A 13,803-nucleotide genomic window follows, 5' to 3' on the forward strand; every position below is an offset into this window, starting at 1 on the left:
CACAATCACAAGCTTTTCAAGCATTCCCTTAAGTCCTGTAAAATCTACTTTTCCCGGTCCAACGACCCTGTCAACTGCATGTCCCATAATGATAGGTGCATACAGTGTGAGCACGACCGATATGGCTGCACATATAAGAGACAGAACCACGAGGAACCTGTATCTCTTGATATACTTCAGTATTCTGAGTATCGTCTTTTTATTTACTGATTTATTCCCTTTATCTTTACTCATGAGACAGTTCCTCCTCCGAAAGCTGTGACTGACATATCTCCCTGTATATCTCACAGTTAGAAAGCAGCTGCCGATGGGTTCCTATCCCAGCTATCTGACCATCATCCATGACGATGATCTTATCCGAATTCATGATGGTCGACGCTCTCTGTGACACAAGGAATACAGTCATGCCCTTTGTCTTCTCCCTGATCGCTTTTCTGAGAGCCGCATCAGTTGCAAAATCTAGCGCCGATGCGCTGTCATCCAGTATCAGTATCTCAGGCTTTCTGACGACCGCTCTGGCTATGGTAAGCCTCTGCTTCTGTCCACCCGACAGGTTCTTGCCCCCCTGGGTGATCTTGAAGTATATTCCATTCTCCTTGCCGTCTACAAACTCCTTGGCCTGGGCTATCTCAAGCGCCTCGTCTATCTCTGCTTCAGTCGCATCCTGCTTGCCCCACCTGATATTATCTGCTATTGTTCCGGCAAACAATACAGCCTTCTGCGGTACCACTCCGACCTTATGCCTGAGCTCGTCCAGGGTGTAGTCCTTTACGTCAACTCCGTCTATGCACACGCTTCCCTGACTCGCATCATAGAATCTCGGTATCATGTTGACCAGGGAACTCTTGCCTGATCCAGTTCCGCCTATGATTCCCACAGTCTCGCCCGGTGCCACGTCAAATGTTATATCTGACAGGGAATCTGCTCCGGCCCCAGCATATCTGAGATTTGCATCCCTGAAGCTTACCTTTACAGCATTTGCCGGTGATCCTGCTGCCTTGCCTGATCCATCCGTTATGGATGGCTGCTGATCCATGACCGCATTTATTCTCTTTGCGCAGGCAACAGCCTTGGTGATCGTCACGATAAGGTTTGCGAGCTTGATAAGCTCGACGAGTATCTGTGACATATAGTTGACAAGTGCGACGACCTTTCCCTGTGTGATGATTCCCGCATCTGTCTGTCCTGCTGCGATCCAGATTATAGCTGCGGTTGAGAGATTGATTATCACATAAGTGACAGGATTCATGAACGCTGATATACGTCCTGCAAGGAGCTGGAACTTCATCAGGTCATCCGTGGACTTGTCAAACTCCTCAAATTCCTTGTCCTGTCTGTTGAAGGCTCTGATAACTCTCGCGCCCTCAAGTCCCTCACGGGTGAGCAGTGTGACTCTGTCCAGTCTGTTCTGCACCTTCTTGAACAGAGGTATGCTGAGTGCCATAACACCGAACACAACAATTGAAAGTGCCGGTATGGTCACCACAAATGTCATGGCCGACTTCACGTCGATGGTGAATGACATGATCATGGCACCGAACACTATGAACGGTGAACGGAGGAACAGTCTGAGCACCATGTTGACTCCTGTCTGTACCTGGTTCGTGTCACTGGTCATTCTCGTGAGCAGTGTGGATGTTCCTATGCTGTCGATCTCTGTGTATGAAAGTGATGTAATATGCCTGAACAGATCATTTCGAAGTGCTGTTCCAAATCCTGTAGCAGCCTTTGCCGAAAAATACTGGGCGGTGATAGAACACACCAGACCGATAATTCCCAAAAGTATCATGACGAGACACATCTTCACAACGTAGCTTATGTCACGCCCTGCTATACCGACATCGATTACATTTGCCATGACGATCGGGATAAGCAATTCAAATGTTGCCTCCAACATCTTAAAAAGCGGGGCAAGTATGGACTCTTTCTTATAGTCCTTAAGATATCTAAGTATTCCCTTCATCTCTTCTCCTAACAATACTCATTCCGTATATAACAGACACAGATACCATCCATGTCGTCATTACTCAAATAGAACTTCCACACCATATATAAGGTGCGGAAGTTCTATTTCAAACTATGCTGCAATGGCGCTGATCATCTGATTAATTGTCTGTTATCAATGTTATCATATCCCCTGCAATTATATATCAGTCCTCATCGTCCTCTTCCGGAAGATTTGCATTGTGATATACTGCCTGAACGTCATCGTCCTCCTCAAGCATATCTATAATCCTTGTGAACTTCTTGACAACCTCAGGATCGTCTATATCAACATAGTTCTGAGGTATCATTGTGAGCTCAGCCTCAGCCATCTTTATGCCTTCCTTCTCAAGGCTCTCTCTTACCTGCGAGAAATCCTCAGGTGCTGTGATGATCTCGTAGCTGTCATCCTCGTCTGAGAAATCCTCAGCTCCTGCATCCAGTGCCATCATCATGAGGTCGTCTGCATCTATATCACAGTCTTCCTTGGCAATGATGATCTGTCCCTTGTGATCAAACATATATGATACACAGCCTGTTGTACCTACGTTACCGCCACCCTTTGTGAAGCAGTTACGCACATTGGCTGCTGTTCTGTTCTTATTGTCCGTAAGAGTGTCTACTATGATGGCGGTACCGTTAGGACCGTAGCCTTCATATGTATTCACTACATAGTTTACTGAGTTTGCATCTCCTGCCGCTCTCTCGATACCACGCTTGATAGTATCGTTAGGCATGTTGTTTGCCTTTGCCTTGGCGATTACATCACGAAGCTTACTGTTGTTCTCAGGATTTGCTCCGCCTTCCTTTACTGCTACCACGATCTCCTTACCAATGATTGTGAAGATCTTACCCTTTGCTGCATCGTTCTTTTCCTTCTTGTGCTTGATGTTCGCAAATTTTGAATGTCCTGACATCGTTAATTCTCCTCTTTCTCTTGATTACTAGTTACGTATATTAACACTATTGCGGTGTTTTTTCAACCTTTGTGATCTTTACCTCATCGATCATGTTGTTATTTACCGACAGGGAAGTGAATCTGTAGTTCTGATACACTATCTCTATCTCCTCATCCGCATATGGAAGTCTCCCCAGCTCATACAGCAGAAATCCGTTCAGCGTCTGGAAGTCCTCGTCCGGGAATTCTATCCCCAGAACGTCACTCAGCTCATCCAGTTCAGCCTTACCACTGACTATGTACATATCGCCACGCTTCTTGATATCCTCGCTGGCGTCATCGTACTCGTCAAGTATGTTGCCGACTATCTCTTCCAGAATATCCTCCATGGTCACGATTCCCTCTGTCTGACCATACTCATCCACAACTATGACCATATGTATCTTTGCTGTCTGCATCCTGCGGAACAATTTTGCTATGTTGTACGTAGGATGTACAAATGTAGCCTCAACCATGATCTCAGCCAGTGATTTCGTCTTATCGCGCAGATATTCCTTCACAAAATCCTTGAAATAGATTATTCCAACTATGTTGTCAAGATCACCGTCATACACCGGATATCTTGAATAGTTATTCTCTATCATTATCTCCATGACTTCGTCCAGATCAGAGTTCTTGTCTATAGCCATGACGTTCAATCTGGCCGTCATCACATCTCTGCTCTCCTTGTCAGTGAACTCAAATATGTTTGTAATAAACTGGGCCTCAGAGTCCTCTATAAGTCCCTGCTCATTTCCCTCGTTCACCATGGATATGATCTCTTCTTCTACCTTTTCCTCTTCTGATTTTTTGTTAAAAATCTTCATATAATAGTCTGTATCACCTCATATATTATTTTATGCCAGTTCAAGACTTATCTTCAGAGCTTCATCAACGCGCCTCAGCACATCAGCGTCAACGTGACACACCTTTTCTTTCAGGCGCTGTTTGTCTATAGTCCTGAGCTGTTCCAACAATATGACGGAATCCTTCGCTATATCACAGCTTGAAGAATCAAGCATGATATGTGTTGGAAGTTTTGGCCTCTTCATCTTGCTGGTTATCGCAGCTATTATGACCGTGGAACTGTGTCTGTTCCCAGCCTCATTCTGAACTACTATAACAGGTCGTATGCCTCCCTGCTCCGATCCAACCACCGGTCTTAGATCCGCGTAATAAATATCCCCACGTCTGATCACCAATTCTGTTCACCCCACAAATACTTTCATTGAATGTGGCTATATACTTATATAGTATGTATTCCACTCTAAAAAAAGTATTGCCCATGACAGTACCGGTTATTCGTTAATCCAGAAGATAGTTTACCTGTCCAAGCTCTCTGCCGTCCCTTATGTATGTTCTCGGAACTCGTCTTGATATGTTACATACCAGCTCGTAATTAAAGCTGTTGGCAGGCGCTGCCACCTCCTCGACAGTTACCTCTCTGTCTCCATCCTGTCCGATGAGAGTTACGTCATCTCTTACTTTTACACCATCAATGTGGCTCACGTCAACCATGAACTGATCCATGCACACCCTTCCGATGATCGGAGCATACTCTCCATGGATGATAACTCTGCCTATATTGGACTGTGCTCTTGGGTATCCATCGGCATATCCTGCCGACACCGTCGCAACCTTTATATCATGATCCGCTATATAGGACCATCCATATCCTATACCTGTTCCGGCTTTTACGTCCTTCACAAATATAACCTTGGACATAAGTCTCATAGCAGGTTTCAAAGCCGCTATATTCTTATCTACCTCATCTGATGGATAAAGTCCGTATGTGACTATTCCCGATCTGACCATATCAAAATCCGAATTGTCCATCTCCATGATACCCGCACTGTTAGATATATGCCTTACAGGTATGTGTATTCCAAGTGCCTCAAGCTGGCTGTTTATCCACCTGAACTTCTCAAGCTGACCATTTGCAGCGGTCTTGTCGAGTTCATCAGCCTTTGCGTAATGGGTAAATATCCCCTCTATCTCTATGCCCGGCATCTGACTGATCTTTTCTATGTTCTTCACGCCATCTTCATCACATGTGAATCCGATTCTTCCCATGCCTGTATCGACCTTGATATGGATCTTTGCCTTTGTATTCATGCTCACCGCCAGATCCGAGAGCTTCTGTGCATCGTCCACCTCATACATGGCAGGTCTAACATCATATCTGAGAATCAGTTCGTAATCCGAGGGATCTGTGTAGCCCAGTATCAATATGGGCTTATCTATATTTGCTCTTCTGAGCTCCAAAGCCTCATCGATGAATGCCACTGCAAAAAAATCCACCAGATCATCAAGTGCCTCTGCCACCTCGACAGCGCCGTGTCCATAGGCATCTGCCTTTATGACCGCCAGCATCTTCTTATCACCGTCTATAAGCCTCTTCATAGCCGTGATATTATCCCTTATATTGTCAAGATTTATCACAGCCTGCACTCTGTTAAAGTTACTGTTGTCCATCATGTTCTGCTCCTTTTATAACCTCCGATATAGCGCTCACTATATCCCTGGCTATCATTGCATTTCTTCCTCTGTGCTCTGCCGCCATATCTCCTGCCAACCCATGTATATATACTCCCAGCTTCGCAGCCTCATACGCACCAAGTCCGGTGCAGACAAGCCCAGCTATTATCCCGGCAAGCACATCCCCTGCCCCCGCAGTTGACATACCGTTATTACCGGATGTGTTTATGTACACATCCCTGCCGTCACTTACGCATGTTCTGGCATCTTTCAGCGCACTTACAACATTATACTCCATCGAAAAGTCTTTGCACACCTCTAATATATTCTTTTTTATATCCGGTATGGCGACGCCTGTAAGTCTTGACATCTCTCCTATATGTGGCGTTACGATCACCGGTCCTCTGTGTCTTCCAAGAATATCGGGCTTTTCGGATATTATGTTCAAGGCATCCGCATCCGCTATCACGGTCTGCACGGCCTCGCACATAATATATTCCACCATGCTTCTTGCCGCATCGCCTTTTCCTATACCAGGACCGATCAGTATGGCATCCGACCACTCCACGGCATCCCTTGCACACTGCTCCGCTTCATCTTTGTTGCTATAGCACATAAGCACTGCCTCAGGAATTCTTACTCCTGCTATCTCCTTGTTGTCGATATGTGTGTATATCTTCACAAGCCCTGTTCCCATCCTGTATGCAGCCTCCGCCGCAAATGTCATGGCACCGGACATGTCTCTGCTTCCAGCTATCACCGCAAGCTTTCCATATGTTCCCTTATTTGATGAATCACTCCGTCCCGGAAGCATGCACAGATCGTCTCTGTTGTAGGAATATGCCACCGGGTGTACTCTGTCCACTTCAGCCTGTGCAAATCCTATGTCTCTCACAACGACCTCTCCGCTTATCTCGCAGCCGGGATAAAATATCAGCCCTCTTTTATTCAGTCCAAATGTGACCGTCATGCCCGCCCTGAATGCACATCCCATGATCTGCCCCGTGCTGGCATCCACACCTGACGGGGTATCTATGGCAACCTTAAAGCCGCCAAGTCCGTTCATCGTCTCTATGGTCTCTCTCCATATTCCCGCCACATCACGCTTGAGTCCGACGCCAAATATTCCGTCCACAACCACATCGTAATCACTGTCAATGATGTGATCCGTCACCTGTATGCCGATTTTTTTCGCTATTTCAAGCTGATATGAAAAGCTGTCGCTTACTCTCGATATTCCATTTATATAACAGACATGGACAATATCTCCCTGCTGGTACAGGAGTCTCGCAAGAGCCAGTCCGTCCCCGCCGTTATTGCCGCCTTCAACAACCACAAGGCACTTTAATTTTCTGTCCGCGTTTATAGACTTCAGTCTGGAATTTATCTCCTCCAGCACGGTGATCGCAGCTCTCTCCATAAGCAGGATCCCTGGCACACCCTTTTCCTCTATGGTCAGCCTGTCTATCTCCTGCATCTCTGTTCGGTCTGCAACATAAAACATATTTCTGCCTCCTTATTGAAGAAAACGGATAATTTCTCTCGAAATTACCCGTTTTATACTTACATATAAAAATCTTCCGATCTCTTCCTTATCTCTTCTTGAGGAAATCAGGAATCTTGATACTCTCTGTCTTTGGTCTTGACACATGTGCCGGCTCAACTGGTGTTGATGTTACAGGTGTCTGCTGTGCTGGTGTCACAGGTGCTGTGTATGCTGGCTTTGCTGCCGGAGCAGTCTCAGTTGTCTGACCGCCGAGGAACGATGGTCTTGTGCTTGTCTGAGTGCTGTGTGTTCCAAGGCTCTGGCCTGCATATGTAGCAGTCTTTGGCTCTGCAGCAGGTGTTGTTGTAACTGCTGGCTTAGGTGTGGTCATTGTTCCCATAGGAGATGCAGTACCTGCATATCTTGCGGTGACATCGCTCTCGCCTGATCTCTCAAGACCTGTAGCAATGATCGTGATGCTTATATCCTCACCCATGTTGTCATTGTCAACTGTACCGAAGATGATGTTGACTCCATCTCCAGCCTGCTCTGTAAGATATGTAACAGCATCATAAGCCTCAACGATACCAATGTTACCTGAGAAGTTTACGATGATATCTGTTGCACCTGAAACGGTTGTCTCAAGAAGTGGTGAATCCATAGCCTCCTTGATGGCGTCAACAGCCTTGTTCTCTCCGCTTGCTGAACCTATACCGATATGAGCGATACCCTTATCTCTCATAACTGTCTGTATATCTGCAAAGTCAAGGTTGATAAGACCCGGCTTATTGATAAGGTCTGTAACACCCTGAACACCCTGCTGAAGTACCTGATCTGCCTTCTTCAGCGCATCAGGAATACTTGTTCTCTTATCACAGATCTGAAGGAGCTTGTCGTTAGGGATAACAATAAGTGTATCCACATTCTCCTTAAGTCTCTCTATACCTTCGATCGCGTTTCTCATACGAGGCTTGCCCTCAAAACCAAATGGCTTTGTGACAACTCCGACTGTGAGGATACCAAGGTTACGTGCCATCTCTGCAACGACAGGGGCAGCGCCTGTTCCTGTTCCACCACCCATACCACATGTTACGAATACCATGTTGGCGTCCTTGATGATGTCTACGATCTCTTCTCTATTCTCCTCTACAGCGCTGGCACCGATCTCAGGCTTTGCACCAGCACCAAGACCCTTGGTAAGTTTCTCACCTATCTGGATCTTTGTTGTAGCTCTGCTGAGTGAAAGAGCCTGCTTATCTGTATTGATAGCGATAAGTTCCACTCCCTCAACATTCTCATCGATCATTCTGTTAACAGCATTGTTACCTGCACCGCCGACACCAATTACAAGAATCCTTGCCGGTGTTCTCTCGTCATTTGATTTTATCTCAAGCACGGTTGCATCCTCCTTATATACTTATTCTTTATCCATCAATCATTGTCATCTGCTCAAAAGCTGACCGTTTTATCGCATTAGTACCTATATAATACGATTTTTTATATCATTACGCAAGAAATTTTTTATTTATTTTCTTTAAAGATAACGTTCCTCTGCGATTCACTGTAATTCGACATATCAAGAGTTCCATTTTTACCCTTCACGCTCTCAAGTATGCTCTCAAGATTCATGAATTTCGTCTCCAGGTTTTCACCGTCGCCGATCCTGATCTTTATTCCATCCTTGTGAAGTATGAGATTCTGATCTGTGTCATAAGTAATCTTGTCTATCTGTATTCCGCTCTTGTAAATGAGCTGTGTCATAGTCAGTATCTCCTGGAAGAATCCCGAATCGCCGACATCAAGTTTCTTTCCCTGCTCCACGCTGTCACTTGTAAGTCCCTCTATACAAGGAACATCATCAAGCTTTGCATCGGATATCTCGAGCACGATACCGTCGCCATCAAAATATGCATACTGATCGTTGTACTTTATGCAGCCCGCCATGGCCTTCTCGTACACCGTGATCTCTACTGAATTCCTGTTCACATATGTGACGTCTATCTTATCTATAAAGGTTACATCCTGGGCAGGATTCAGTCTGCTCTCAAGTATAAACAGCAGCGTATTGCCATAATCCTTACCGCCGGTCACGATATCGACCATCTGTTGGTCAGTGTAGTGATCAGTTCCGGTCACTTTTATGGACTTCAATTTATAACATGTACGTATGTATACAAACGCTATAGCACACAGCACCACCAGAATAAGAAGTATCTTGAGAACTATCTTGAATATCCTTGCCGCCTTCTCACGTCTCGCCTTTCTTCTGGCAAGTTTCTCCGCCTGCAGCTTCTTCTTTCTCTCTATCTCCTCCGGGGTAAGCTTTCTGCGCTCTTTTTTGCGTTTTTTCTTGTTCTTCTTTTTTGCAGCAACCGCCTGATCTTGCTTACGCCTGCGTCTCTCCTCGGATCTGCGTTTTTCTGCATCCTCTCTGCGCATCCGGTCATCCGGTCTGCGACGCTCTCCATCCTGTCTCCTGCGCACCTGCTCATCAGATCTGCGACGCTCTCCATCCTGTCTCCTGCGCACCTGCTCATCAGATCTGCGGTGCTCTCCATCTGGTCTCCTGCGCACCTGTTCGTCAGATCTGCGGCGCTCTCCGTCTGGTCTTCTGCGCACCCGCTCGTCAGATCTGCGACGCTCTGCGTCTGGTCTTCTGCGCGCCTGTTCGCCTGTTCTGCGGTGCTCCCCATCAGGCCTTCTGCGCGCCTGTTCGCCTGTTCTGCGGTGCTCCCCATCAGGCCTTCTTCGTGTCTGCTCATCCGTCCTGCGGCGCATATCTCCGTCTGCTCTCCGCTGTCCATTGCGGCTGTCTGTCTGCTGTCTTCTCTTATCAACCGGAACCTTGACCCTTCCGTCGAGGCGTTTTCCGGTCATGACATCCACATAGCCGCTTTCACGTCTGGTCTGCGCAACATCAACATTTCTGCTCATTCTATTTTTATTAACATTTCGTCTATTGTTGTTTTCCATTCAAATCTTCCTTTAAAGGATCTGTCATATGTCTGTTTCGTCATACGAAATTCCTCTGGATACGGACATCACTATCCCCATCTCCATCAGAATGAAAATTATCGAACTTCCGCCATAACTGACAAATGGCATCGGCACACCTGTCGGCGGAATGGTATTCGTGACAACACTCACATTTATCAGCAGTTGGACCGCCACATGTGCCATCACTCCCGCTGTGAGCATGCTTCCAAATCTGTCTCTGGCATTCATGGCCGTCACAGCCATCCGCCTAAGTAATATAAGAAAAATGATAAGTATAAATGCCGCTCCGACAATTCCGAGCTCCTCACACACGACTGAGAATATCATATCATTATGTGACTCCGGAATAAACCCCATCTTTTGGACACTTCTCCCAAAGCCCACTCCAAACAGTCCACCGGAACCAACGGCATATAACGACTGAACCGTCTGATAGCCATCTGCGTAATTTTCAGGATCAAGCCATATCTTGACTCTGTTCGCCCTGTAGCCTGCGAACATTATGAAAAGCACACTCCCGACAACACCAAATATACCGATCAGAACAAAATGTCTGACCCTGGGGCTTCCCACAAACAATATTACAAAAAGGATTGCAAAACAGATTATAGCCGTGCTGAGATTCTCCACACCGATCAGGGCTATGGTGATCACGGGCAGGATCATTACCTTTATAAGGCAGCCCGGTCTGCACAGATTTTTGCTCTCCACGGCAGCCCTCGCCGAGGTGTAGATTATGATCGCCGTCTTGGCATATTCTGATGGCTGAAATCCTATAGGTCCAATATATATCCATCTTGCTGACCCATGGCTGGCCGTTCCTATTATCAGCACCACCACCTGAAGAACAAGTGATGACAGCAAAATGACCGCAGACAGCCTGAGCAGCCGCCTGTAGTCATATCTTGACACTATGTACATGGCGAAGATCGCCAGCAACATATAAAGTGCCTGTCTTTTAAAAAAGTACATCTGATCTCCGTACAGGTCGTACGCCCTGTAACTGCTCGTACTGTATATCATGGCAAGCCCAAATGTCAGAATCATCCCCAGCGCCAGGAGCATGGTCACATCCACATATCCTCCCGGACACCGTTTTCGTGCATCTCTCACTCTATCTTCTGAAACCTCAGGACCTCCATGCAATCAGATCACTCCTTATAGCTTCTTACATACTCCTTGAACATATCGCCTCTCTGCTCGTAGTTGTCAAACTGTCCCCAGCTTGCACATGCAGGTGAGAGAAGCACCGCATCTCCGTCAACCGCATTCTCATGGCAATATGCTACCGCATCCTGAAGATTCTCCTCAAATATAATTGAGTTAAATCCATGTCTCTTGGCACAGTCAGCTATCTTCTGCGCAGTCTGGCCTATGAGAACGAGCCACTTTACCTTGCCGTCAAACGCCTCTATCCACTCGTCGTACTCAGAACCCTTGTCGTAGCCTCCACCTATGAGGAATGTAGGAGCCACCATGGCCTGTATTCCCTTTATGGCTGCATCAGGGTTTGTTCCCTTTGAATCATTGTAGTATGCGACACCATCGACGGTGTCAACATATTCTATTCTATGAGCAACAGCCTTGAATGATGTTGCAACATCTCTAATAACATCAACAGGGACTCCCATATAATATGATATTCCAACTGCTGCCAGAACATTCTCAACATTGTGAGCTCCCATGAGCTTAAGATCCTTAATGGCAAGTACATTGATCTTCTTATCGCCATCCTCGAGGATGATATCCCCATCCTCTACATATACTCCACCGGCCGGCTTCTCCAGTCTGCTGAAATATACTACATGGCAATGATCCTTTGCCTTCTCTCCCATGGCGCGTGTATGCTCATCATCATAGTTTAGGACTGTCACATCATCCATGGTCTGATTCTTTGTTATTGAAAACTTTACATTTCCATAATTCTCAAATGTATAATGCCTGTTCAGATGATCCGGAGTCAGGTTGAGTATTGCACTGACATTCGGATGAAAATCTATAACCGTCTCAAGCTGGAAACTGCTTATCTCTGCAACTGTATCTGAATCATCGTCTGTTGTGTCGCACAGCTCTGTGTAAGGTATTCCAATATTTCCCACAACGATGGTCTTGGCATTGTGTGCCTTGACTATCTCTCCCACAAGGGCTGTAGTTGTAGTCTTGCCGTTTGTTCCTGTTATGGCTGCTATCTTACCCTTACCATAATGGTATGCCAGCTCTATCTCACTCCAGATAGGTATTCCCGCATTTCTCACCACATCTGTAAATGGCGCATCAACAGGGATTCCCGGACTGATGACCATGAGCTGTGATGATGAGAGGGCATCCTCTCCAAGCTCGCCGAGTTCTATCTGAACGAGTTCTGAATCGCCTGTCTTCTCCTTTATCGCCTCTATATCTCTGTCCTTGTTCTCATCGAACAGATAAACCTTTACTCCATGATTTACCAGAAGCTTGGTTGCACTGATTCCACTCTTTCCTGTTCCTGCTACTATCGCTGTATTGATCTCCATATCATTTCACCATGGTGCACCACTGCACCATTTTCTCCTTTCTACATTACAGAGCCAGTAAACCTACCACACAGAGGACTGCAGTCACTATAGAAAATATAGCAACGACCTTTGACTCAGGCCATCCCCCGAGCTCAAAATGATGATGTATAGGTGCCATTCTGAACACTCTCTTGCCTGTAAGCTTGAATGAAACAACCTGTATTATAACTGATAATACTTCAAGGAAGTATATGAAAGCTATTATAACTATGAATATAGGCATCTTGAGCATATACGCTGTTGATGCAACAAATCCACCGAGTGCCAGAGAACCTGTATCTCCCATGAATACCTTTGCAGGGTACACATTGTACACAAGGAAGCCAAGAAGACATCCAACCGCTGCGCAGGCAACCGGAGCAACACCTGAGTCTGTTCCCACTGCTACAACCGCAAAGAATGTGGCTATGAGAACCGTGACTGATGACGCAAGTCCGTCAAGTCCATCTGTGAAGTTCGCACCATTAACTGTTCCAAGCACGATGAAGAACAACAGTATCACATAGAGTGTGCTGTTGAGCTGAACCGTCTTGCCAAGGAATGGTATTATAAGCTCATTGTTGATATCTGAATACTTCTCTACATAATATGCAAATACTCCCGTAACGACAATCTGTCCGAGCATCTTCTGCCATGCGTGAAGTCCCATTGATCTCTTCATAACAACTTTGATGTAATCATCGATAAATCCGATAAGTCCAAATCCAAGTGTCACAAAAAGCACCGGAAGGACATCCGGATATTTCTTCATATAGATAAGCGTCGTGATCGTAAGTGACAGAAGGATTATAAGTCCACCCATGGTTGGTGTTCCGGCCTTCTTCAAATGTGCCTGTGGGCCGTCATCCCTGACAAACTGACCGAACTTGAGCTTCTTCAGGAACGGTATAACTATAGGGCACAGCACCACGCTGATACAGAATGCTATCACTACCGGTAAAACAATCTTTAAATCTAAATTCATTTTGTACTCCTTACCTGCCCGCGCACCGCGGACTATGTATTTCTTAAACTGTTTTCAGACTGAGATAAATTTAATACTCATTTGTGGCTTTGTCAATTCCCAAATAGGGAAGAATATTCAAAAAAATATCTCTCACAACAGGGGCCGCTATGGTTCCTCCATAATATGTGCCCTCGGGCTCATCTATTAGCACGACCGTCAGGACTTGAGGATCATCCGCCGGCGCAAATCCTATAAAAGAAGATATGTATCTGCCTGTTCCTCTGGGAAGTTTCTCACTCGTGGCGGTCTTTCCGCCTATCCTGCAGCCCTCTATGGCACACTTTGATCCGCCGCCCTCGGCAACGACTGCCTCAAGCATCTCCCGCATCTTCTGTGATGTCTCCTCATCTATAACCTGTCT

The 13,803-nt window shown here is 46.1% G+C and carries 12 protein-coding genes and 1 pseudogene; all 13 read right to left on the reverse strand.

The genetic code is table 11. The features are described from left to right. Positions 1 to 234, reverse strand: a pseudogene (locus CCU_RS00450) (ABC transporter ATP-binding protein); the annotation flags it as partial. Further along, positions 227 to 1,963, reverse strand: coding sequence for an ABC transporter ATP-binding protein (locus tag CCU_RS00455; RefSeq protein ID WP_015533160.1), 1,737 nt, complete (start codon positions 1,961 to 1,963; stop codon positions 227 to 229). The gene CCU_RS00455 and the pseudogene CCU_RS00450, both read right to left, overlap by 8 nt. Positions 1,964 to 2,150: 187 nt before the next feature. Then, positions 2,151 to 2,900: a YebC/PmpR family DNA-binding transcriptional regulator gene (locus CCU_RS00460; protein ID WP_015533161.1), complete on the reverse strand. Its 750-nt coding sequence runs from the start codon at positions 2,898 to 2,900 to the stop codon at positions 2,151 to 2,153. Between the two features lie 46 nt (positions 2,901 to 2,946). Then, positions 2,947 to 3,747: a hemolysin family protein gene (locus CCU_RS00465; protein WP_015533162.1), complete on the reverse strand. Its 801-nt coding sequence runs from the start codon at positions 3,745 to 3,747 to the stop codon at positions 2,947 to 2,949. Between the two features lie 30 nt (positions 3,748 to 3,777). Further along, positions 3,778 to 4,122, reverse strand: coding sequence for a type II toxin-antitoxin system PemK/MazF family toxin (locus CCU_RS00470; RefSeq protein WP_055144003.1), 345 nt, complete (start codon positions 4,120 to 4,122; stop codon positions 3,778 to 3,780). Positions 4,123 to 4,225: 103 nt separating this feature from the next. After that, complete coding sequence (gene alr / locus CCU_RS00475) at positions 4,226 to 5,398, reverse strand: alanine racemase (RefSeq protein WP_242849635.1); 1,173 nt, start codon at positions 5,396 to 5,398, stop codon at positions 4,226 to 4,228. After that, on the reverse strand, positions 5,382 to 6,902 hold the full coding sequence (locus tag CCU_RS00480; RefSeq protein ID WP_015533164.1) for a bifunctional ADP-dependent NAD(P)H-hydrate dehydratase/NAD(P)H-hydrate epimerase: 1,521 nt from the start codon (positions 6,900 to 6,902) through the stop codon (positions 5,382 to 5,384). The genes alr and CCU_RS00480 overlap by 17 nt, the downstream gene beginning before the upstream one ends. Before the next feature lie 88 nt (positions 6,903 to 6,990). After that, entirely contained in the window at positions 6,991 to 8,280 is a 1,290-nt protein-coding gene (gene ftsZ, locus CCU_RS00485; protein ID WP_022217215.1) for a cell division protein FtsZ, read from the reverse strand. 125 nt (positions 8,281 to 8,405) lie between these two features. After that, complete coding sequence (locus CCU_RS00490) at positions 8,406 to 9,857, reverse strand: cell division protein FtsQ/DivIB (RefSeq protein WP_015533165.1); 1,452 nt, start codon at positions 9,855 to 9,857, stop codon at positions 8,406 to 8,408. Positions 9,858 to 9,881: 24 nt separating this feature from the next. After that, a complete protein-coding gene (locus CCU_RS00495; protein ID WP_243440824.1) occupies positions 9,882 to 10,994 on the reverse strand; it encodes an FtsW/RodA/SpoVE family cell cycle protein in 1,113 nt (370 codons plus the stop codon). Between the two features lie 38 nt (positions 10,995 to 11,032). Next, entirely contained in the window at positions 11,033 to 12,394 is a 1,362-nt protein-coding gene (gene murD, locus CCU_RS00500; RefSeq protein ID WP_015533166.1) for a UDP-N-acetylmuramoyl-L-alanine--D-glutamate ligase, read from the reverse strand. Between the two features lie 46 nt (positions 12,395 to 12,440). After that, on the reverse strand, positions 12,441 to 13,400 hold the full coding sequence (gene mraY / locus CCU_RS00505; RefSeq protein ID WP_015533167.1) for a phospho-N-acetylmuramoyl-pentapeptide-transferase: 960 nt from the start codon (positions 13,398 to 13,400) through the stop codon (positions 12,441 to 12,443). 70 nt (positions 13,401 to 13,470) lie between these two features. Continuing rightward, a partial coding sequence (locus CCU_RS00510) for a penicillin-binding transpeptidase domain-containing protein (protein WP_256364694.1) occupies positions 13,471 to 13,803 on the reverse strand: 333 nt, incomplete at its 5' end.

Source organism: Coprococcus sp. ART55/1 (assembly GCF_000210595.1).
GTDB classification, from domain to species: domain Bacteria; phylum Bacillota; class Clostridia; order Lachnospirales; family Lachnospiraceae; genus Coprococcus; species Coprococcus aceti.

Bases quoted from the DNA above. Each gene is read 5' to 3' on its own strand.
- CCU_RS00455 (WP_015533160.1), bottom strand. From the start codon at position 1,963: ATGAAGGGAATACTTAGATATCTTAAGGACTATAAGAAAGAGTCCATA.
- CCU_RS00460 (WP_015533161.1), bottom strand. From the start codon at position 2,900: ATGTCAGGACATTCAAAATTTGCGAACATCAAGCACAAGAAGGAAAAG.
- CCU_RS00465 (WP_015533162.1), bottom strand. From the start codon at position 3,747: ATGAAGATTTTTAACAAAAAATCAGAAGAGGAAAAGGTAGAAGAAGAG.
- alr (WP_242849635.1), bottom strand. From the start codon at position 5,398: ATGATGGACAACAGTAACTTTAACAGAGTGCAGGCTGTGATAAATCTT.
- CCU_RS00480 (WP_015533164.1), bottom strand. From the start codon at position 6,902: ATGTTTTATGTTGCAGACCGAACAGAGATGCAGGAGATAGACAGGCTG.
- CCU_RS00490 (WP_015533165.1), bottom strand. From the start codon at position 9,857: ATGGAAAACAACAATAGACGAAATGTTAATAAAAATAGAATGAGCAGA.
- murD (WP_015533166.1), bottom strand. From the start codon at position 12,394: ATGGAGATCAATACAGCGATAGTAGCAGGAACAGGAAAGAGTGGAATC.
- mraY (WP_015533167.1), bottom strand. From the start codon at position 13,400: ATGAATTTAGATTTAAAGATTGTTTTACCGGTAGTGATAGCATTCTGT.